At 67.2% G+C, this 19,491-nt stretch carries 21 protein-coding genes; all 21 read right to left on the reverse strand.

The genetic code is table 11. The features are described from left to right. Positions 1-25 precede the first annotated feature (25 nt). Positions 26-1,561, reverse strand: a complete 1,536-nt coding sequence (locus ACYUME_RS14275; RefSeq protein ID WP_460419367.1) for a ShlB/FhaC/HecB family hemolysin secretion/activation protein — start codon at positions 1,559-1,561, stop codon at positions 26-28. An 81-nt stretch (positions 1,562-1,642) separates the two neighbouring features. Then, positions 1,643-2,251 carry a transposase gene (locus ACYUME_RS14280; protein ID WP_460415264.1) on the reverse strand — a complete coding sequence of 203 codons (609 nt, stop codon included), beginning with the start codon at positions 2,249-2,251 and terminating at the stop codon, positions 1,643-1,645. 231 nt (positions 2,252-2,482) lie between these two features. Continuing rightward, on the reverse strand, positions 2,483-3,838 hold the full coding sequence (locus tag ACYUME_RS14285; protein ID WP_460415266.1) for a hypothetical protein: 1,356 nt from the start codon (positions 3,836-3,838) through the stop codon (positions 2,483-2,485). A 112-nt stretch (positions 3,839-3,950) separates the two neighbouring features. Next, a complete protein-coding gene (locus ACYUME_RS14290; protein WP_279882191.1) occupies positions 3,951-4,793 on the reverse strand; it encodes a CsgG/HfaB family protein in 843 nt (280 codons plus the stop codon). Positions 4,794-4,825: 32 nt separating this feature from the next. Then, positions 4,826-5,233 (reverse strand): curli assembly protein CsgF, encoded by a 408-nt coding sequence (locus ACYUME_RS14295; RefSeq protein WP_460419369.1) that lies wholly within the window; start codon positions 5,231-5,233, stop codon positions 4,826-4,828. A gap of 8 nt (positions 5,234-5,241) precedes the next feature. Continuing rightward, positions 5,242-5,637 carry a curli production assembly/transport protein CsgE gene (gene csgE, locus ACYUME_RS14300; protein WP_279882187.1) on the reverse strand — a complete coding sequence of 132 codons (396 nt, stop codon included), beginning with the start codon at positions 5,635-5,637 and terminating at the stop codon, positions 5,242-5,244. After that, positions 5,634-6,155: a type II secretion system protein gene (locus ACYUME_RS14305; protein ID WP_460415268.1), complete on the reverse strand. Its 522-nt coding sequence runs from the start codon at positions 6,153-6,155 to the stop codon at positions 5,634-5,636. Before ACYUME_RS14305 ends, csgE begins: the two co-directional genes overlap by 4 nt. After that, positions 6,130-6,504 carry a type II secretion system protein gene (locus tag ACYUME_RS14310; RefSeq protein WP_460415270.1) on the reverse strand — a complete coding sequence of 125 codons (375 nt, stop codon included), beginning with the start codon at positions 6,502-6,504 and terminating at the stop codon, positions 6,130-6,132. The genes ACYUME_RS14305 and ACYUME_RS14310 overlap by 26 nt, the downstream gene beginning before the upstream one ends. A gap of 5 nt (positions 6,505-6,509) precedes the next feature. Then, positions 6,510-6,983 (reverse strand): type II secretion system protein, encoded by a 474-nt coding sequence (locus tag ACYUME_RS14315; RefSeq protein WP_279882181.1) that lies wholly within the window; start codon positions 6,981-6,983, stop codon positions 6,510-6,512. Then, positions 6,980-8,845, reverse strand: coding sequence for a secretin N-terminal domain-containing protein (locus ACYUME_RS14320; protein WP_460415272.1), 1,866 nt, complete (start codon positions 8,843-8,845; stop codon positions 6,980-6,982). Before ACYUME_RS14320 ends, ACYUME_RS14315 begins: the two co-directional genes overlap by 4 nt. Further along, positions 8,842-9,339, reverse strand: coding sequence for a hypothetical protein (locus tag ACYUME_RS14325; protein WP_460415274.1), 498 nt, complete (start codon positions 9,337-9,339; stop codon positions 8,842-8,844). Before ACYUME_RS14325 ends, ACYUME_RS14320 begins: the two co-directional genes overlap by 4 nt. Further along, positions 9,339-9,890, reverse strand: a complete 552-nt coding sequence (pilO, locus tag ACYUME_RS14330; protein WP_279882175.1) for a type 4a pilus biogenesis protein PilO — start codon at positions 9,888-9,890, stop codon at positions 9,339-9,341. Before pilO ends, ACYUME_RS14325 begins: the two co-directional genes overlap by 1 nt. Then, positions 9,877-10,419 carry a pilus assembly protein gene (locus ACYUME_RS14335; RefSeq protein ID WP_460415276.1) on the reverse strand — a complete coding sequence of 181 codons (543 nt, stop codon included), beginning with the start codon at positions 10,417-10,419 and terminating at the stop codon, positions 9,877-9,879. Before ACYUME_RS14335 ends, pilO begins: the two co-directional genes overlap by 14 nt. Position 10,420: 1 nt before the next feature. Beyond that, positions 10,421-11,203, reverse strand: a complete 783-nt coding sequence (locus tag ACYUME_RS14340) for a hypothetical protein (protein WP_460415277.1) — start codon at positions 11,201-11,203, stop codon at positions 10,421-10,423. Further along, positions 11,184-12,929, reverse strand: coding sequence for a GspE/PulE family protein (locus ACYUME_RS14345; protein WP_460415279.1), 1,746 nt, complete (start codon positions 12,927-12,929; stop codon positions 11,184-11,186). The genes ACYUME_RS14340 and ACYUME_RS14345 overlap by 20 nt, the downstream gene beginning before the upstream one ends. 60 nt (positions 12,930-12,989) lie before the next feature. Further along, positions 12,990-13,523: a response regulator gene (locus ACYUME_RS14350; protein WP_460415281.1), complete on the reverse strand. Its 534-nt coding sequence runs from the start codon at positions 13,521-13,523 to the stop codon at positions 12,990-12,992. Positions 13,524-13,758: 235 nt separating this feature from the next. Then, complete coding sequence (locus ACYUME_RS14355; RefSeq protein ID WP_460415283.1) at positions 13,759-14,400, reverse strand: SurA N-terminal domain-containing protein; 642 nt, start codon at positions 14,398-14,400, stop codon at positions 13,759-13,761. Between the two features lie 45 nt (positions 14,401-14,445). Next, positions 14,446-15,984, reverse strand: coding sequence for a cytochrome c/ABC transporter substrate-binding protein (locus ACYUME_RS14360; RefSeq protein WP_460415285.1), 1,539 nt, complete (start codon positions 15,982-15,984; stop codon positions 14,446-14,448). Between the two features lie 5 nt (positions 15,985-15,989). Next, a complete protein-coding gene (locus tag ACYUME_RS14365; protein ID WP_460415287.1) occupies positions 15,990-16,646 on the reverse strand; it encodes an SCO family protein in 657 nt (218 codons plus the stop codon). Continuing rightward, the gene (locus ACYUME_RS14370; protein WP_460415288.1) at positions 16,643-17,296 is read right to left on the reverse strand and encodes an SCO family protein; all 654 of its coding nucleotides are present in this window, start codon (positions 17,294-17,296) and stop codon (positions 16,643-16,645) included. Before ACYUME_RS14370 ends, ACYUME_RS14365 begins: the two co-directional genes overlap by 4 nt. Further along, entirely contained in the window at positions 17,293-19,272 is a 1,980-nt protein-coding gene (locus ACYUME_RS14375) for a cytochrome D1 domain-containing protein (protein WP_460415290.1), read from the reverse strand. The genes ACYUME_RS14370 and ACYUME_RS14375 overlap by 4 nt, the downstream gene beginning before the upstream one ends. Between the last annotated feature and the right edge of the window lie 219 nt (positions 19,273-19,491).

Here is a 19,491-nt window from a genome sequence, read left to right on the forward strand (position 1 = left end):
CTCCAGGTCGATGCCGGTCAGTGAGTCAGAAGGTCGCCTGCACGCTGAAGTGCACACGGGAATCGTTCTTGTCGGTGTTGGGGCCGTCCTTGAGCGGCACGGCCCAGTCGAGGCTGCCGGACAGCCAGTCGCTGAGGCTGGCGCGCGTGCCGATGCCGACACTGGCCAGGCTGTAGCTGTCGTCCTGCTCCGGCAGGGCGTCCTGCAGGCGCAGTTGCGCGCCTTCGGCGAACAGGTAGAAGCGCCAGTCGCTGATGTAGCTGCCGACATAGCGGCCAATGGAGGGCGTGCGCAGCTCCTGGGAGAACAGCACGCCGTCGTCGCCGGTACGTTCTGCGGCGAGATAGCCGCGCACCGAGGTGGCACCGCCGGCGGCGAACTGCTCGTTCGAGACCAGCGGGCCGGACGCCAGCTGGAACGCCAGCTTCGAGGCGCTTTGCCAGGTGCCGGCGAAATCGAAGGTGTAGCCGCCGTCCCCTTTGAGCGCGGCGAAGCTCGAATCGGCGCGATAGCGCTTGTAGTCGAAGGCCTGGTCGTCGCTGCCGTGACCGAACAGGCCGCGGGTGCCGACCACCAGGTTCAGGCCCAAGGTCAGCTGGTCCTGTTCGGTGAAGCGGTAACCGTTGTAGCCCAGGCTGATCGGCGCGTACTTGAGCGGCACCTTGTCGCGGCTGCCGCCCAGGCCGACCTGCTCGTCGAAGTCCTTGAAGTCAACGCCCATCGACAGGGCATGGGCCCAGGCGCCGACGCCCGGCAGGTTGTAGATGGCCGACACCCCGTACGAATGGCCTTTGCCCAGCACGTTGGTGCCGCCGACCGTGGCCACGTCGCTGTCGGACTGGTAGCCGGAGAACTGCACGGTCCAGCGTTCGCTCAACGGCATGGCGTACGAGCCGGACCAGACCTCGGCGTTGTCACGATCCTCAGGCGCGGTGAACCAGGTCAGCGACACGCTGTGACCGGCCTGCCAGAGGTTGTTGTAGCCGAGGCTGACGACGCTGCGCAGCTTCTCGGTATCGGCGCTGTGATCGTTGTTCAGGCCCAGGCTCAGGGTCCAGGGGCGCTTGTCCTCGACCTGCAGGTCGACATCCATGGTGCCCGCACGCTGGCCTTCGCGCACCAGGGGCATGACCTGGCGGCCCGGGCTGCGGTTGAGCGCGGCCAGTTCATCCTGCACCTGGGCGAAGTCGGGCACCTTGCCCTCTTCCAGCGCTGGCACCTGCTCGCGGATCTCCACCGGCGAGTAGTGCTTGGCGCCGACCACCCGCACCCGGCCGACCTTGGTCTCGGTCACCTGCAGATAGACGATCCCGCCTTCGACCTTCTGTTCCGGCAGCTCGACGAACACCGACTGGTAGCCACGGGCCTGGTAGCTTTTCTGCAAGGCCTCACGGGCACCTTCGAGGTCGGCCAGGGTCTTGTCCGGCCCTAGGTACGGGTACACCGCCTGCTCGATGGCCTGGGCGTCGAGCACGGTATTGCCGCGCACCACATACTCGTTGATTTCGACCCGGCGCTCGGGCTCGTCGGCGGCCACCGTGGCCGACAACAGGCACAGCAGTACCCCTGCGCCCACGCCGCATCGTTTGAAGAACAATTGCTCCACACCGCCCCCTTACAGAGCCCGTTATGCGATTGGTTTCTAGTGGTTGTGATCAGGCGAGCCCTGACCCTGATGGCGTGCCAGCCAGCTGTGCAGCAGCGCCAGGTTGAGGCTGAATTCGGGCATCGCCTGCAAGCTCGCGCCCAGCACCTCGTCGACCATGCGCTGCAGCAGCGACACCGCCATGGCGCTGCCGAGCAGCACCCCGAGGTCATGGCTGAACAGGCTGAAGTTCCACACCCGCGACTTCAGTTCCAGGCCGGCGAACCAGCGGAACAGCAGGTTGTAGGTGAGCTGCTCGTAGAGCTGCTTCTCGCTGGGCACCGAGTAGAGAAGCTGCAACAGCAGGACGTGCATCAGCGTGTGCGGGGCGATGCTCATGCCTTGCTGCTCGGCCAGGCGCGCCAGGGCGCCGTGGTGCTCGTCCAGCAGCGCCTCGATACGCGGCTTGAGCTGCGCCAGCGAATGACCGGGCGGCACGCAGCTGGCCACCTCGCGCAAGGCGCCCTGCCAGTCCTCCTGGGACACGATCCAGACCCAGGGCGCGCCGTAGCGGTACACCGAGACCGGCTGCTTGCGCGCCGCCTCGACGATCTTCGCCAGGCGCTGGTCGAGCTCCTGCATTCCCACTTTCGTGTAGCGTTCCATAGTCCCCATCGCCCCGCTCCCCGCGTGCTCCGACGGTGCGCCTGGCCTGGTGGCCGGGTGCCTTGTCGGTGTTCATGGCTTTGACAGGGATGGCGCTTTGCTACCGAACTTTTGTCATGAAAGATTCATGGCCGGCGCGAAGACCGGGCACCAGGCATCGAATGCCAGGCACCCGTGGAGGTTGGGTGCAGCTGCGACCGACGCAAGTGAGCCGGTCACGCAGGGTCGAGACTACTTCTCCGGCAGCGCCTGCACCTTCAGGTTGTCCAGCACCAGTCGGCCGGCGTCATCGGTGGTATCGACAGCCAGGGTAACGGCTTCGGGTCCATCGATGATGAGTTCCTGCCTGCCATAGCGCATCTCACCCAGTTCGTCATCGTCCAGTTCGAGCTGCACCTGGCCGATGGCTGTCTGCATGCCACAGTAGGTGTTGCAGCCCCAGGAGAAACTCACCAGCCGACGCCCAGCCCCTTCCAGCACGAAGCTGATCGTGGAGTCCGCCTCCAGGTGCTTGCCAGTGATCAGGCCTGCGCTCTTTTCGTGGGGTTCGTCACTGACGGCGCTGTGGTCAAGCCTGTGCAGCACGAACTCGACACCTTGGCTGGTCACCGGGCTGCGCGCCCCTACGGGCTGGTCCTCGAAGGTGATGGACGGCGTGGGGGTCGGACGGCCCGCCGCCTGGTCTTCAGGGAGATAGCCGAAGGTCATGCCGTCGGTCTGCCGCACAGGAAACGTCACCCGCACCACCGGCAGCCACTGCTGGTAGTGCTGCGCATAGCGGATCTGGTCGTATTGCGCCTTGGCCAACGCTACGCGGTCACCCTCGATGTAGAAGAACGAATGCACAGGCAGCTCGCCCCCCTTGCCTCTGGGCCAGACCGGCAACAACACTTCGTTGTTGTACGCCCAGTTCGCCGCAGACATGCCCGCGCGTGCCTGGATCGCGGTCTGGAACCACCTGGCCGCATCGTTACGCTGCTGGCGCAGATCCCAGCCGCACACCCGGAAGTTTCTCGCCTGCGGATAGGCGCCCAGCCATTGCTGCGCCGAGCCGATGCCCAGGGTCATGCAGGTGTCGGTGGTGGTTTCGAAACCGCTGATCGCGCCGCACCCCTGCAACGTCCGGCGCAGGTTGGTATTGGCATTGATCGGGAACGTGCACAACACGTTCAGGTCGGCGATCTTGCCGGCCGGTACCGCCTGGGGCGGATACAGCAGCAGGCCGTTGCGGTTGTTGGCGGGGCTGGTGAAGTTGTTGTCCCGGCGCACCCAGGAAAAGGCAACGCTGCCCTTTTCAAGCTGGTTGTCGGTGGGGTCCCAAGGCAGGAAGTCCGGACTGCTGGCGGTGGTGCGCAAGGCCAGCCCGCTGCACAGGTAGGCAGGCTTGTCCGGCCCGCCGCAGTCGTCGGTGGTGCTGTTGTACCAGCGCCTGAGTTCGCTGACGGCCTGCCGGCCGCGCTCGTCGAGCTGCGTCGCCGAAGAGCTGGCCGTCAGGCCAGGCGGTGCTGTCGAGCTGCAGGCGGCCAGCGTCAGAAGCAGCGCAAGACCAGTGAGGTACCTGATGGACGGACTGAGAGTTTCTTTCATGAAGCACCAGGGTCGCTTGTTGTGGGAGAGCGTTCTGGCGGCCATTTACCCATGCGAAAGAAACCGGTTCTACTGACAGAATTACCAGGTTACCCAGGCCATCAGGCCGTGTTCACTGCTGCTGGTATTGGCCCAGGTACCTGTCCAGCACGGCCTTGTCCCCTGCCCCGTCCCCCGCCACCTGCCACAGCCGCCGCTCGATGCCCTGGGCCAGCAGGTGCCCCACCGCCGCCTCGATGGCCGACAGCACACACAGCTGCGCCGGCTCGTTGGTGGTGTAACCCACCTCCGCCTCCAGCAGCTTCTTGAACTCGATGAACTTGAACACCCCGGCATTCTGCCCTACCGAATAGATGGTCTTGCTGGTCATCACGTTGGCCAGCACCTGCCCGGTGCGTACATCCACCGCGCGCAGGTTGACCGTGACCTGGTCGACCCGGTACTCGCGGGACAGCCCGATGCCCAGGTAACGGGCACCCTCGCCGCCGCTGCGCACGTTGGTGTCGTAGGCGATGATGCCGCCCTCGAGCATCAGGTTGGCAGCCTGCAGCGGCGGCAGCTCGGCCTGGATGTTCTCCGGCACCTCGGCCTTTTTCTGCGAGGCGCGGATGATCTTGCGCTCGGTCAGCAGGTTCTGCAGGCCCTCGCGCTCCAGCACCACGAACCAGCCGCTGGCGTTGAGCGCGTCCATCAGCATGCTCGCCGCCCCCTGGGTGACACTGGTGGAGAACGAGCTGGCCGGGGTCGGCTTGTATTGACCGGTCTGGTCGCGGAAGCCATAGACCACCGCCATCAGCCGGCCGCGGGGCCGGGGCATGTTGATCAGGTCGTAGTAGGTGGATGCGCGCGGCGTCAGCGTGGGCGTCTCGACATCCTGTTCGGCGGGCATCGGCTCGCGCAGGCCGCAGCCTTGCAGGGCGGCGAGGATCAGCAGTGTGCTCAGCAGGCGTTTCATGGTGTTCTCTCCCCGGTAAAGACCCGTCCCTCTCAGGGGTTCAGTCCGCTGACCTCGATGATCGACACTTCCCCCGTGGCCCGGTCGGTGACCTTGATGCTCAGCGCTCCTGAGTCGTCGATGACATCGATCAGGAAGGCGTCGGTGGCCATGCTGCCGGTCTTGCCGTTGCCGATGTTGTCCAGCAGCTGGCCCAGCAGGCGCGATTCGAGCTGGTTGCTGAAGCGCTCCAGGGCCGAGGTGCCGGTGAACGCCGAGGCCCGATCCTTGAGGTCGGGGTCGTCGTAGTCGTTCTGCGCCTGGGCGTTGTTGAGCAGGTAGGCACCATTGAGCGGGTTGCCGCCGAAGGCCGGGTTGACCGGGGTGTGTACCAGTTCCGTGGCCAGGGCCTGGCCACCGAGGCTCGCGGCCAGCAGGCAGGCGGCGAAACGTTGCAGCATGGGGTTGCTCATAGCTCGTCCCTCTCCAGATCGGTTGTGTCCTGCAGCAGCCGTTGCAACTTGCGCTGGATGATCTGCTGGCGGACCAGGTCGGCGGCCGCGATGGCCTCGTCCTTGAGTTGCGTGGTACTGGGCGGCAGGAAGCGCCGGTACAGCACCTCGCGTTCGTACTCCACGGTCACCAGGCTGCCCCAGCGGGCATCCGGGCGTTCGCGCACCACCAGGTTGAAATCCAGCCGGCTGGTGGCGTGCAGCCGGTCGCTGAAGGCGGAGTAGAAGTCGTGGCCAATGTGCGAGATGGTGTTGTCGACGATGAAGCCCATCATCTCGTCCTCCTGCCCGGCGCGCGCCTGCCCTTGCAGCAGGGTCAGGCACAGGCAGATCAGCATGGCCAGGCGTTTCATGGCGCGCCTCCTGGGCCTGCGTGGCGACGGGCGCCGCTGGCGCTCTCGGCGAAGGCCTGCTCGGCGACGAACTGCCAGTCGCTGTAGCGTTCCAACCCCTCGAAGCCGCTCCACTGGGCATCGAAACCGCTGCGTTTGAGCGGCACGCCGCTCGAGCGGCTGTACACCCCGGTGATGCGCCCGTCGACCGAACGCAGCAGGCCCCAGCCGTCGGCACCCGCCAGCGGGTCCGGATACAGGCGGCGCAGATGGCGTTGTGGCGACGGGAAGCGGTTGTCCTCCACCAGCTCGCCCAGCTCACGCGGGTACTGGGCCAAGCCGGGTGATGCGCGGTAGTAGCTGCGCAGGGCCTGGGCGTACTGGCCACCGACCCAGAGCAGCTGGCGCTCGCGCTCGCGCTGCGCACTGGTGGCCCACAAGGTACCGGTGGCGGCCAGGGCCACACTGCTGACGGCGATCAGCAGCAACACGCCCAGGTAGGTGAAACCCGCTTCACCATTCGGCATAGAGGCTGCCATCGCGCGCCCTCCCAGTGGCTCCGCTCTTGATGTCGGCGACCCCGCCCGCCACGCCCTCGGGGGGTGGCAGCAGTTGCCAGGCATCGCGGCGTTCGGTGATCGGGTCGAGCGGTGTGTTGCGCAGGTAGCGCTGCTCCACCAGTTGCTCCAGGGATTCGGGATAGCGCCCGGTGTCGCCGTAGTAGTGGTCCAGCGCCTCGCGCAGCACCGCCAGGCTCTGGCGCAGGGTGGCCTCGCGGGATGCCTCCAGGCTGTTGAAGTACTTCGGCATGGCGATGGTCATCAGGGTGGCGATGATCGCCATGACCACCAGCAGCTCGATGAGGGTGAAGCCTTTGCTCGCTTTCATCGCCGTCACCATTGCCCGTAAGGCACATTGTTCAGGCCCTTGCCGCTGGCCTTGGAGTACACGTCGAACACGTCCTGGCCTTCCCGTGGGTTGTCCGCGCTGCTGTCGTAGGCGCGCAGGCCCCAGCCACCCTCGTCGTCGGGCTTGGCACTGCGCAGCGGGTCGTGGGGAATGCGTCGCAGGAAATAGAACTTGGCGCCCTTGGCGCTGCGCACATCGCGCACGCCGTCCACCAGCACCTGCAGGTTCGGCGGGTAGCCGCTGGCGTTCAGGCGCTTCTCGATGTAGCCGGCGTCGAAGGCGCGCTTGTAGGCATCGATGGCATCGCGGATCTGGTACAGCGCCTCGCGCAGCTGCTGTTCCTTGCCGCGGCGCACCACGGTTTCGGTCAGCGGCGCGGCCATGCTGGCGAGCAAGCCGAGCAGCGCCAGGGTCAGCACCACCTCGATCAGGCTGAAGCCCCGTTGCCGGCGTTTCATGGCCGTGCCCCCGCGCCCGCAGGCACCACGGCCACCTGGCCTTGCACCAGCGGCGCCTCGCCCGGAGCCTCGATGGGCGCGGCGCTGGCGGGCACCGGCTGGGCCAGCTGGCGCACCTGCAGGCTCGACTCGGTGCCGGTGGCGAACTCCATGTCCGACGGGCTCTGGTAGGGCAGGTTGCGCACAATGCGCGGGGTGATGGCCAGGACCAGTTCGGACTTGCTGGTCTCGTCATGGTTGCTGCCGAACAGCCGGCCCAGGCCCGGAATGTCGCCCAACCCCGGGATCTTGTTGCCATTGCCGGTCTTGTCGTTGCGCACCAGGCCCGCCAGCACCTGGGTCTCGCCATCGTGCAGGCGCAGGCTGGTCTGGGCGTTGCGGGTATCGACCTGGACCGGGATGGTGCCCTGGCGGGTCGCCTCCAGCGGCGTGGCGTTGCTCACCTCCAGCGCCACCTTGATCGCCACTTCGTTGTTCAGGTGCACCGTGGGCTGGACTTCGAGCTTGAGGCCGACATCCAGGTAGGTGACGCTTTCGGTGATCACCGGCCCCTGGGTCGAGGGCACCGAGGTCGCGCTGATGATCGGCACGCGCTGGCCGATGTGGATGCGCGCCTGCTCACGGTTGCTGACGCGAATCACCGGGCTGGCCAGGGTGTTGATGTCCTTGTCCGCGGCATTGATCTTGGCCTGTGGGGCCGGCGCGATGCTGATGCGGCTGGAGTTGATGCCGCGCAGCTGGTCGAGCACGCTGACGGGCTTGCCGTCGTTGCTCAACAGGCCGAAGGTATTGGGCCATTGCAGGCCGAGGTCGAGGATGCGCGAGCGGGCCACCTCCATCACCTCCACTTCCAGCACCACCTCGGGGTTGGACTGGTCCTGGGACTGCAGCAGCTTCTCGGCCATGCGCACGGCGTCGGGGGTGTCGCGCATGGTCAGGGTGTTGAGGCGCTCGTCGACGAACACGTCGCGGGTCTTGAGCATGGTCTTGACCATGTTCAGCGCAGTGTTGGCGTCGATGCTGGTCAGGTAGAAGGTGCGCATGACCAGCTCCTGGTAATCCTTGGTCTTCTGCGGCGAGTCCGGATAGATCAGCAGGGTGTTGTCGTTGACGATCTTCTGGTGCAGCTGGTTCTGCTCCAGCAACAGGGCCACCGCGTCCTCGATGCGCACTTCGCGCACGAAGATGGTCGCCTTCATGTCCGGGCGCAGATCCTTGTCGAAGATGAAGTTGATGCCGGCGACCTGGGCCAGCACCTCGAAGATGGTCTTGAGGTTGGCATCGCGAAACTCCAGGGTGACCGGACGTTCCAGCTTGCTGCGCAGTTGCGGGTACGGCGTGGCGGTGCGTGCCTGGACATTCTCGATGTCGCTGCGCAGCATCTGGCCCTTCTGGTTCTGCGGGTCCAGGCGCAGCACTTCACGCATGTAGCGTTCGGCGCCGAACAGGTCGCCCTGGCGCAGCGCCGCCTGGCCGAGGGCGACGCGCTCATCCAGGGTGCGCATCAGCTCCAGCTGGCGGATGCCCTCCTGGGCGCGGCGGTTGTTCGCCTCGAGGGTCAGCACCCGGCCATAGCCCATGCGCGCGCCGGCGAAGTCGTGGCGGATGCGGTCGCTGTCGGCCTGGGCAAGCAGGGCTTCGACGGCCGCCTGGCGGCCATGGGCCAGGGCCAGGTTCAGCTCGGTGTCACGCGGATCCTCGCGCAGGGCTTCTTCGAGGCGAGCGATGCCGGCTTCGTACTGGCCTTCCTTGATCAGGTCCTGGCTGTCCTTGCGCGCGGCGCTGGAGCCACATCCGGCAATGGCCACGCACAGGGCCAGAAGCACGAACGGCGCAGGCTTGCACAACTTCGACGGTTTCATGGCGCGCTCCCGACAGACAGGGTCTGTGGCTGATGCAGTGGCAGGTAGACCAGGTTCAACTCGGTGGCCGAAACGCGGTCCAGACGGTAGGTGTCGTCGATCACGTCGCCTTGACGCACGACGTAGAGCTTGTCGCCGCTTTGCAGGAAGACCTGCAGATCGTCGCGATCGCCCAGGCGGCCGATGAACTGGAAAGGCAAGGCCGGGGCCGTGGGCGCGGCCACCACCGGGGCGACCACCACAGGTTGTTCGATGACGGTGGCCAGGGTTTGCGTCGGGGTCCATTGCTGGCTGGGGAACAGATCTGCGGAAGCCTGTGCTGGCTCTTTCGCGGGTAAACCCGCTCCCACAGGTTCGGGGGGCGCCGTGGGAACAGGTTTACCCGCGAATGGGGCCACCGCGTCTTCTTGACCGAACCAATGCCCCGGTGCCCAGGCGAGCGCTGCGCTCACCCCCAGGAACCCGGCCCATGTCACCGCGCGCTTTGCGTTCATCACGACCTCGACAGGTAAAGGGTCATGCGCACACGACCGGTCAGCTCCCGGTCACCGATCCGCTTGCGCTGCAGCTCAAGGTCCTCCAGCACCAGCGCCGGCAGCTGACCGGGCAGCGCCCTGAGAAAGCCGCGGATCTGCGGGTAGCTGCCTCGCACCGGCAGGACGATCTGGTAGCGCGCCAGCTGGGTCTTCGGGTCCACGCCCAGGGCATACTCGCCACGCGCCAGGCTGATGCGCTCGGCGCTGGCCAGCTGGTACAGGCGCTCGATCAGCTCGCTGGCCTGGGGCTGGCCCGGCAACTGCTGGCGCAGGTCATCCAGGGCCTGTTGCTCGGGCTTGGCCTGGACCTTCAACTCGCCGCGTTCGAGGCGCCGCACCTGGGCGCTGGCGTCGGCTTCGCTGGCGCGCAGCTCGCGCACGGTCTGCCACTGCGGCAGCACGAGCGCCACCGCCACGCTCAGAGCCAGGCTGGCGACCAGCACGGCGGCCAGCCCTGCCCGGCCCAGGCGCCGGGCCGCTTCATGAACGATCAGGCTAGGGACGCGCATGGCCGGTCTCCCAGGTGGCGGTGAGGTTGAAGCGCACCGGATGCTCGGGTTGCCCGGTCATCACCTCATGGTTGAGCAGCGACACGTCGGACAGCTCGGCGCTGCGTTCCAGGCGCTGGTGGTACTGCAGCATGGCTTCGAGGTTGCGCGCTTCGGCGCTGATGCGGACCTGGCCCTTGCGCGCATCGGGGGTGAGGCTGAGCAGTGCGACATGCTCTTGCGGCATCGCCTCGAGCATGGCGAACAGTTGCTGCCAGGGCCGCTGCAGCTGCAACGAGACACTGCGCATCTGCGCCAGGCGCTCGGCCTGCTCGCGAACCATCGCGCTGCTTGGCGCGACGGCGCTCGCCGGGCGGCGGCCGAGCTTGAGCTCCAGCTGCTGGACCCGCCCTTGCAGGTCCGCCTGCTCGCCGAGCAGGCGCTGTTGGGCAAGCAGCAGCAGTGCCAGCACGGCCAACGACAATGCCAACAGTGCCCAGGCCAGCGGGCCGCTCTGGCGAGGCTGGAATTCCAGGTCGAGGCGGCGCATGTCAGGCCACCGCCCGCCACATGGCGCACAGCGGGTCGGCCTCGGCGACCGGCGCGCACAGTTGCACGGCGGCAAGGCTCGATGGCGCGGCGCGCCCTGGCGCGTGCAGGTAAACCCGTGGCACCTGCTCGCCGTAAAGCTCGCAGGTGCGTTCGATCAGCGCCTGCAGGGCCTGGTCGTTATCCGCGCAGCCCTGGGCCAGCACCTGCTGCCACAGGCCTCCGGCAGCCAGCAGCAAGACGCTGCGGCGCGGCTCGGCCAGCACGAAGAGAAAGTCGCCCTGGGTCAGTTGCGCCGAGCAACTGTTGTACGCGGCCATCAGGTAAGGCTGTACCGAGCGCAGGCTCAGCCGACTGGCCTGGCCCAGGCTGTGCAGCCCCTGCAGCAGCGCCTCGGGCAACGCGGTGGCGATGCGCGCGGCACCGGCCGGTTCCGGCGACAGGACGATGCGCCAGTCGTGCAGCGTCTGGCCGTAGAGGGTCTCGAAGCAGGCTCGGGCATAGGCGTCCAGCTCGCGAGGATGAGCGATGGCGTCGCTCCAGGGCACCAGGCAGAAGCGGCTGTAGCGGGCCGATAACAGCACGCGCAGTTGCGCGCCGCGCAGCGCATGCTCATCGAGCAACCCGGCCAGGGTTTCCAGGGCCGCGGCCCAGGCCGGCTGCGCCGCCTCGCAGCTGAACCCGCGACTACCCAGCCATTGATGACGCTGGCCCTGCCAGCGACCCAGGCCGACACCTTCGGCGCCGAGCACCGCGCAATACCGATCAGGCGATAAATGTGACACGGTTGATCTCCTCGAGCGTGGTGCGACCCGCGCGGACCAGGTCCAGGGCCGAGGCGCGCAACAGGCGCAGGCCACGTTGGCAGGCCAGCTGCTTGATCTGTGAAAGGGGGCGGCGTTCGACGATCATCTGCCGCAGGTCGTCGTCCAGGTGCAGCAGCTCGGCAATCGCGCTGCGCCCGCGATAACCGCTGCCCCGGCACTGCCCGCAGCCCTGGGCGCGCACGAAGTGCCAGCCGACGATCGCCTCGCGGGTCAGGCCCGAGGCGGCCAGCAGTTCGTCGTCGGGCTCGCAGGCCACCGCGCAGTGCGGGCAAGCCAGACGCACCAGGCGCTGGGCCAGCACGGCGTTGAGCGCCGAGACGAAGCTGTAGGGGTCGACCTGCATCTGGCTGAAGCGGCCGATCACGTCGAACACGTTGTTGGCGTGGATGGTGGTGAACACCAGGTGACCGGTGAGCGCGGACTGCACGGCGATCTGCGCGGTATCCGGGTCACGGATCTCGCCGACCAGGATCTTGTCCGGGTCATGGCGCAGGATCGAACGCAGGCCACGGGCGAAGGTCAGGCCCTTCTTCTCATTGACCGGGATCTGCAGCACGCCGGGCAGCTGGTACTCGACCGGGTCCTCGATGGTGATGATCTTGTCGGTGCCATGGTTGATCTCGCTGAGCATGGCGTACAAGGTGGTGGTCTTGCCGCTGCCGGTGGGGCCGGTGACCAGGATCATGCCGTAGGGTTCGCCGGCCAACCGGCGCAGGGCGCGCAGGGTGTGCGCCTCGAAGCCCAGGGCCTGCAGCTGCACGCCGCTGACCTGGTCGGCCAGGTCCTGCTTGTCCAGCACCCGCAGCACCGCGTCCTCGCCGAAGATGCTCGGCATGATCGACACACGAAAGTCTATCTGCCGCTCGCCGATGGCCACCTTGAAGCGGCCGTCCTGGGGTACGCGCTTCTCGCCGATGTCCAGCTCGGCCATCACCTTGATGCGCGAGATCACCTGCTCGGCGAACCCGCTGCCAGCGGCCTTGCCAGCGCCGTTGAGCACGCCGTCGATGCGGTACTTGATGCTCAGGCCCTGGCCGGTCATGCCCAGGTGGATATCGCTGGCATGTAGCTTGAGGGCGTCGTAGAGCGTGGAGTTGACCAGCTTGACCACACGGCTCTGGTCTTCGCTGATGCTGGTCAGGGACAGGCGTTGCAGCGGGTCGACCTCGCTGCTGGCCTCGGCGTCGTGGCCCAACGCGTCGACCGCGTGAAAGCTCTCTTCGTGGCGAGCGAGAAACGCGGCCAGGTCGGCGGCGTGGGCCAGGTACAGCGGCGCGCCTTGCAGGCAGTCGTCGATCCAGGCCAGGCGAGCGCTGTCGAAGGGGTCGGCGAACACGCCGACCCGCTCGCCGCCCAGCTCGACCAGGGCGAATTCGCGCTTCAGGCATTGGGCCAGGCTGACCTGGTTGAAGGCAGGGGCGCAGGCAAACAGGGTCTGGGTGGCGAGCACCGGGTAATGCAGGGTGGCGGCCAGACGCTGGGTGAAGGTGCTGGGCGTGTCGCTGCAGAGGCGCTCCAGGCAGGTCAGCAGGCGCTCTTCGCCGGCTTGCTGGCGGGCCTGGGCCAGGAGGTCGCGGGGGTAGCCGGCAATCGCGGGGCAAGCCCGCTCCCACGCAGCCGATTCCGTGGGAGCGGGCTTGCCCCGCGATTGGTCCAGTGGATCTGCATCGAATGCCTGGGACATGGCCTGCGACTCCGCTCAGGGGCGCGTCGCAGGCTGCTTCAGGGAAGGCCGCGGGCGCCGCTATTCCCCGGTGAGCAGTTGATCGTCGTCAGGTCCGGGAGGCTTGGCGCCATTGCGTCGGCGGTCGGCCAGGACCCAGCTGCCATCGTACAACTGCAAGGGGAACGACTCGTTCCTGTTCTGGCGTCGTTCGACGAACCCTTCGGCTGGCGTGTCCGTGGCCCTGCGCTGGCGCTCGATGCCCATCAGGTCGAAGACGGCGCGGGCCAGTTCCATCAGCGGGAACGGCTTGAACAGGACATGGGTCACGCCCAGCTCGGCGGCCCGCTCACGGACCTCGGCGGTCGGGTGGGCGGTGATCAGCACGAAATGGCACGGCCTGTTCCTGCGCACGGTCTCCAGGACCTGAAACCCCTCCATGTCGGGCAAGCGGTAATCCAGCACGATCACGTCCGGTGCCAGGCTCTCGGCCTGATCGATGCCACTGGCACCGTCATGGGCGAGATGGACCTCCAGGCCTTGCGCCTGCAGATACGCTTGCAGGTTCTGCGCAAGGGTCTGTTCGTCATCGACTACCAATACTCTGTTCACCAAGGTCCACTCCCATGAACTGCCCGGTTTCCCGGTCTGCGAAGTGCGGCCTTGTAGAGGCTTGAGCAGGCTTCGTGCCAGGCATGAAAAGTCATTGCGCACCGCTTTCAAGTCATTGATAACTTTGAATCTTTAAAACAGTCCCAGACAGCTTCGGCGTCGAGTTCCCCACAAGCGGGGAAGCTGATGGCATTGTGCCCTGCCGCGATTCCCCAACAGTGGGGAACGCCCCTGCCCGTCAGTCGGCGCGCTCCACTGTAGCGGATTCGCGCAAACGTTGGCGCACCGACTGACGCGCCTGGGCCTGCAATTGCGCGACGAGCGCAGCCCGGGCCAGTTGCAGGTCAGTCTCAGGTAAGACAGAAGTGTTATCACTTTGGTTCTGCATTGCCCGCAGTCTTTCTCGGTTGGCCTGATGAAAGGCCAGCACTTCGGCCTCGCTGGGCGCCTGGACCTCGGTCAGCCGGGCATAGACCTGTTGCGCCGCCATCTCATGTCGAGTGTAGTCAGCGAAGCTCGCCCGATCGAAACCCGCCTCGCCCAGCCGGCGCTCGAATACGGCAGGGCTGCCAAACGCCGCTTCCAGCTCGCCGACCCGCGCCACCACCTGCGCGTCGCTGATATCGATGCCCTGGCGTCGGGCTTCCTGCCAGAGCAGTTCCTTGTCGATAAGCTCATCGAGGGCTTGCTCGCGCAGGCTGCGGTACAGGTTGGGATTGCGGATGCTGGCCACGGCCCTGCCCTGGGCCTGGAGGTATTCGGTGAAGTAACGCTCCAGGCGCAGCACGCCGATCTCCACGCCATTGACCCGGGCTACCGGGGTGTCGGCGTGGCTTGCCTGGGCAAGCAGTGACAACAGGCAAACAATCAGGATTCGCATGACAGGCTTCTCCCCTCATCGAAGCATCGCTGGCACTCACGCGGCTCATGGGCTTTGCGGTACCGGGCGGTACGGCGCCACCTCGGTATAGCCCGGCCCCGGCAGGCTCACCGCCACCACATGGGCGCCCGCCATGCCTTGGCGGCGCCCGGGGCCGAAGCCCAGCAACGGCGTCAGCCCAGTGTCGACATCGTGCAGCCGCTCGAGGGCACCGATCAGCTGCTCCCTGCTGGCGTCGCGGCCGACCTGCTTCAAGGCCTCGACCAGCAAACGCCAGGCGCTCAGGGTGCTGACCTGCAACGATGCCTGGCGCGCCTGGAGCCCTTGCCGCTGCTGCACGCCGGCCAGGGTCGCCCGCCCTTGCACCGTCCAGTCGCCGGGCACGAAGGGATAGGCCAGCAACACCCGATTCGACCACGCCGGCGCCAACCCCGGCACGGCGCTGGCCACCTGCCCCGACACGGCAAGCAGGTAGGGATGACGCCCGGCCGCCTGCAGGTTGGAGGCCAGCTCGGCGAATGCCTGGGCGCGCCCGACGTAGACGATGCCCTCACCCTCCGGGGCCTGCCCGGTGAAGGCTTGAGCAGGTGCGACGACAAAGCCCAGTTGGCGCAAGCGCCGAGTCACCCCCTGCGCCACCTCGGCCTGGTCTTCGCCGGCATGCACCACCCGCAGGGCACCAGGTGCCAGGCCGAGGGCGTCACGGGCGTGCAGCGCCACGCTGAGCAATTGCTCGGGCACACCCGGCAAGGGATCGAACACCTGCGCATTGCCACCATCGCGCGGCGTGGCGCCGATCAGTGGCAGCCCCGCCTGTTCCAGCAACCGGCTGTCGAGCAGCGGAGCCAGCGGTGCGATCAGCGCAAAGATCCGCTCCCGCCGTATCAGGTTGTCCAGCGCCTGCGCGGTGCTTGTCGGATCGACGCCCGGATCCTGCGTGATCAGTTGCAGGCGTCGCCCATGGATCCCGCCCTGCCGATTCAGTTGCTCGATGCCATCTTCGAGCACCGCCCGCACCGTGCGCCCAGCCTCGGCCAGCGGGCCTTGTTCCGGCAACAGGGTGCCCAGGCGCAGCGTGCCCTCCTCCACACCCGGATCGCGGTCCTCGCCCAGGCGCTTGAGATAGGCGACCAGGTTGCGCTGGTCGGCCAGACTAAGGTCGAAGCGTGGCATGGCCGGGTCCAGGCGATTGCCGGCAGGGTCGATGCCACTGCGGATGACCCGCGCCAGGCTGGCATCGGTGTAGGCCGGGTAACGTCGGCTGTTGCTCTCACGCTCAGCCGATCCGAGGGCCAGGCGCTGCCAGTCCAGGTTCGGTGGGCGCACCCCGCCTTCGCTGCGACCACGGCCATCGTTGCCGTGGCAGCTGGCGCACGGCAGCACGCTGGCCGGGACGCTCATGTCGCCAGGCCCCACCCGTGCCAGCAACTGGGCGTCGCTGCTGGAGAGGCCTTCGCGGTAGAGGCGTTTGCCGGCAAGCTCCTGTTCGTTCAGTTCAAGGGCCGACGTCGAGGTGCTGATCAGCAGTGCCAGGCATCCAGCCAGCCAGCACCCGCTCCCACGCAAGCCAGGGCAACGGTCCATGGCGCTCACCGCCCGGCCAGCGGCTGGGTTAGCAACTGCATGCGCTGGGCGATCGCCGCAGGCGGCGCGTCCGGACGGATCTTGCTCCAGCGCTTGCCCGCCACGTCACCGGCAATCAGCTGCGTGGAATGTTGCTCGGGGCTGGGCAGGAACTGCCCCAGACGCCCGAGCACCAGGTCGACGCTGGCCTTGTCGCCGGTCAGGAACAGCCAGTTCGGGCCATCCACGCCCTGCTTGCGCGCAAACGCCTTGAGCACTTCGGGCGTGTCGTTCAACGGGTCGCTGCTCACCGAGACGAACGTCACCTGCGCCGCCAGCTCCGGCCCCATGGCCTCACGCACTTCGCGCAGCTTGCGGGTGATCAGCGGACAGGCGTCGTTGCAGTGGGTGAAGATGACGTTGAGCATCACCACCCGGTCCTTGAGCACATCGCTGTAGAAACGCAGCTCGCGACCGTCCTGGTCCTTGAGCACGGTGTCGGTGAACCAGGTCTGCGCATCGCGGGTACCGCCACCGCTGAGCATCGGTTGCGGCGCCGGCCGCGGCGCTGGCGCGTGCCCTTCGTGGGCGAGCGCCACCGACGCCAGGATCCACAGACAGCCACCCAGCACCAGCCAGTCAAGGCCGCGCATGCCGCCGTGGCGAGAAGTGCGCGCGCTCATGGCCGCACCTCCTGGCCGGCGATGGCCGTGCTCTTGGCATGCACCCGGCGTGCGCTCAGGCGGTTGATCTCGCTGACCAGCACGTTGGGGTCGGTGAAGCCGTAGTAGCGGGTCCAGTGCCCAGTGCGCCCGTCACCGACCAGGATCAGCGGCGGGTGTTCGGCGAGATTGGCACTGAAACTGCCCAGCCCCTTGAGCGTCTCGCTGATGGCGTACGGGGAACCGGTCAGCCAGCTCCAGCCCGGCCCATGCTGGAACGCACGGGCGTAGCCGGCCAGGCGTCTGGAGTCGTCGCGCTGCGGGTCGACGCTGATCGACACCAGGCGCACCTCCTCGCCAACCCTCCCGCCCAGCTGCTGCTGGACCTTGCTCATGATCGACGAGACCACCGGGCACACTGTGGTGCAACTGGTGTAGATGAAGCCCATCACCACCAGATGGTCACCCACCAGGTCTTGTTCCAGGCGCACCGGCATGCCGTCCTGATCGAGCAGCGACACATCGACGAAACGCACGCTGGCCTTTTCCTGTCGCGCGGCGGGCGGCTGCTCGGGCTTGGCGCCATGATCGTGGCCGGCGTGGGCGAGGACGAGCTGGCTGGCCAGCATCAGGCTCAGGCCAAGCAGTGTTGGGCCATGAAGAGGGTTCATCGCACACTCCTGGGTTCCCCTTGGGAAGCGGTGGGCGTCGCGGCGGCCGGCAGGACGCGCAGACTGGTGTAGTTTTCTTCGCTGAAACCGCGCCCAAGGCTGGGCGACTGCAGGTGCAGGTACCAGGCGCCGGCCTCTGCCAGCTCCAGCGGTGCCTGGTACAGCCCTGGCGCCACTTCCACCAACGGCACGCTGCGCGGCAGCGAGGAAGGTGCCAGGAAGTAGCGCAGACTCAGGTCGCCCAGCCCTGCTCGCGGCCTGCCGTCCTCGCCGAGAATGCGCACGCGAACCCTGTAGGGGCCGAGCTGCGGCAACGGCTGGTCGGTGCCGAGGAACTCGGCGTGCACGCGCTTGCGCAGGTTCGCTTGGGGCAACGCCGCCACCTGGGTGCTGAAACAGTGGATGATCTGCGGCTGGTTGAGCAGGAACGCCACATCGAAGGTGCCGGCCGCCGGCAGTTTCACCGTCGAGCCGTACACCCCTGGCGCCACTTCGCGCAGGCTGCGGTCGATGACCCGGGCCGCCCGGGCCTGGTGGCCGCGGTTGTTGTAGCCGGACATCGGCGCGTTCATGCCCTCGGCGTAGAAGTACGTGGTGTTGTCCACCGGGTTGACCACGAACACCGAGTTGTCGTCGCGTGCCACGCTCAAACCCTGGGCCAGTGGCAGGTCGCCCGCCTGGCGCGGCGCCGCAGGGCCGGCCTCGAAGCCCTGGACGATGGGCCCCTGCCCCTGCCCCAGGCTTGCCAGGTTGATCATGCTGACCTTCGGCGAGGCCAAGCCACGTACATAGGCATAGGCCTTGGTGAAGGTCAGCTGATAAGGCTCGGCGGCCACCGGGATGCGATGGATCAGCTGGTCGTTGCTGGCATCGATCACCAGCGCCTGGTTCTCCAGGGTGTTGAGCACCACGCCATAGCGGCCATCGCCGCTGAAACCCATCGGCCCCAGGCCCGGCTCGGCCTGGACCGTGTGCCGTGGCAGGTGGCTACGGGCATCGATCACCCGTACCGTGCCCTCCTGGCCATCGACCACGTACACCGCCTGGGAAAGCGCCGAGTAGGCCACCGACAATGGGTGCGGGCCGACCTCGAGGGTCTTCACCAGGCGCATCTGGGCGATGTCGATCACGCTCAGGGTGCCGGCATCGCGGTTGCTGACGAAGGCGTGGCGCGAATCGGCGCTGAAGGCGATCTCGTGATGGCCTGAGCCGGTGACGAACGACTTGAGCAGCGTGCGGCTGGGCACGTCGATCACGCTCACCCCGCCCTTGGCCGGGTCGCTGCTGTTGTTGCCCACCCACAGCTGACGCTGGTCGGGCTGCAGGGCGACCCGCAACGGTTGCTCGCCGGCATCCAGCGTGGCCACGCGGGTGAAGGTCTCGGTGTCGATGAGTGCCACCTGGTTGCGTTCGGGCATGGACACGAACACCTGCTTGTCATCGCCCGTGGCCACCCAGTCCATGGGCCGCCCCGGCAGCTCGATGCGCGCCAGGGTGCTGGTGATGCCGCCCACCGACACCGTCGGGTCGATCACCGTCAGGCTGGCGTCCTTGTTCAGCACCAGCAGGAAGTAGCTGTTGAGGTCCAACAGTGGCCGGGCGCCGATGCTGCTCTTGAGAAACAGCGCCACCCGTGCCTTGCAGCTGCTGTCGCGATCGCCATCCGGCGCTGCTTGCGCCGGGTCCAGCCAGGCGCCGGGGGCCATGCCCGACAGCGGCTGGCCGCTGGCCTGGTCGCGGACCTTGAAGCGGATCGTGGCGAAGTCGCCCTCGCGCAGTTCGCCGCCGTTCATGGGGAGGGCCTCGAACTCGATGGTGACGCCGTCGCGGCTGAGGGTGTGCAGGGCTTGCGGATCGGTCGGCTGTTCGAGCAGCTCGCGCGGGTCGCACCAGAGCTTTTCGTAGGCGACGCCCAGGCCGATCAACGCCGCGCCCAGCAGCAGCCCGAGGTAGGCCGGGCGCAGTGCGCGGTTCATGCCCGCGCTCCGCTGGCCAGGGTCTGTGCGCACGGGGCGGCGCCTTCGGGGGGGATGATCATGCTGCACCTCCACTGGGTTCAAGGGTCTTTGGAGGGTGAAAGCAAGCGCTATGCCATGAAAAGTATCGTTTTAAATCATAGGGTTGGATGAACAACCCGAGAAAATTGGGGAGGCTGCCCCAAAGCCGGGGGCGCTTTGCGCCCCACAATCCTGATG

Source organism: Pseudomonas sp. microsymbiont 2, from assembly GCF_054788395.1.

Excerpts from the sequence above, each read along its gene's own strand:
- ACYUME_RS14375 (WP_460415290.1), bottom strand. The coding sequence starts at position 19,272 with ATGAACCGCGCACTGCGCCCGGCCTACCTCGGGCTGCTGCTGGGCGCG.
- ACYUME_RS14310 (WP_460415270.1), bottom strand. The coding sequence starts at position 6,504 with ATGAAAGCGAGCAAAGGCTTCACCCTCATCGAGCTGCTGGTGGTCATG.
- ACYUME_RS14365 (WP_460415287.1), bottom strand. The coding sequence starts at position 16,646 with ATGAGCGCGCGCACTTCTCGCCACGGCGGCATGCGCGGCCTTGACTGG.
- ACYUME_RS14295 (WP_460419369.1), bottom strand. The coding sequence starts at position 5,233 with ATGCTGCAACGTTTCGCCGCCTGCCTGCTGGCCGCGAGCCTCGGTGGC.
- ACYUME_RS14335 (WP_460415276.1), bottom strand. The coding sequence starts at position 10,419 with ATGCGCCGCCTCGACCTGGAATTCCAGCCTCGCCAGAGCGGCCCGCTG.
- ACYUME_RS14280 (WP_460415264.1), bottom strand. The coding sequence starts at position 2,251 with ATGGAACGCTACACGAAAGTGGGAATGCAGGAGCTCGACCAGCGCCTG.
- ACYUME_RS14305 (WP_460415268.1), bottom strand. The coding sequence starts at position 6,155 with ATGGCAGCCTCTATGCCGAATGGTGAAGCGGGTTTCACCTACCTGGGC.
- pilO (WP_279882175.1), bottom strand. The coding sequence starts at position 9,890 with ATGCGCGTCCCTAGCCTGATCGTTCATGAAGCGGCCCGGCGCCTGGGC.
- csgE (WP_279882187.1), bottom strand. The coding sequence starts at position 5,637 with ATGAAACGCCTGGCCATGCTGATCTGCCTGTGCCTGACCCTGCTGCAA.
- ACYUME_RS14360 (WP_460415285.1), bottom strand. The coding sequence starts at position 15,984 with ATGGACCGTTGCCCTGGCTTGCGTGGGAGCGGGTGCTGGCTGGCTGGA.
- ACYUME_RS14355 (WP_460415283.1), bottom strand. The coding sequence starts at position 14,400 with ATGCGAATCCTGATTGTTTGCCTGTTGTCACTGCTTGCCCAGGCAAGC.
- ACYUME_RS14285 (WP_460415266.1), bottom strand. The coding sequence starts at position 3,838 with ATGAAAGAAACTCTCAGTCCGTCCATCAGGTACCTCACTGGTCTTGCG.
- ACYUME_RS14345 (WP_460415279.1), bottom strand. The coding sequence starts at position 12,929 with ATGTCCCAGGCATTCGATGCAGATCCACTGGACCAATCGCGGGGCAAG.
- ACYUME_RS14325 (WP_460415274.1), bottom strand. The coding sequence starts at position 9,339 with ATGAACGCAAAGCGCGCGGTGACATGGGCCGGGTTCCTGGGGGTGAGC.
- ACYUME_RS14315 (WP_279882181.1), bottom strand. The coding sequence starts at position 6,983 with ATGAAACGCCGGCAACGGGGCTTCAGCCTGATCGAGGTGGTGCTGACC.
- ACYUME_RS14320 (WP_460415272.1), bottom strand. The coding sequence starts at position 8,845 with ATGAAACCGTCGAAGTTGTGCAAGCCTGCGCCGTTCGTGCTTCTGGCC.
- ACYUME_RS14290 (WP_279882191.1), bottom strand. The coding sequence starts at position 4,793 with ATGAAACGCCTGCTGAGCACACTGCTGATCCTCGCCGCCCTGCAAGGC.
- ACYUME_RS14370 (WP_460415288.1), bottom strand. The coding sequence starts at position 17,296 with ATGAACCCTCTTCATGGCCCAACACTGCTTGGCCTGAGCCTGATGCTG.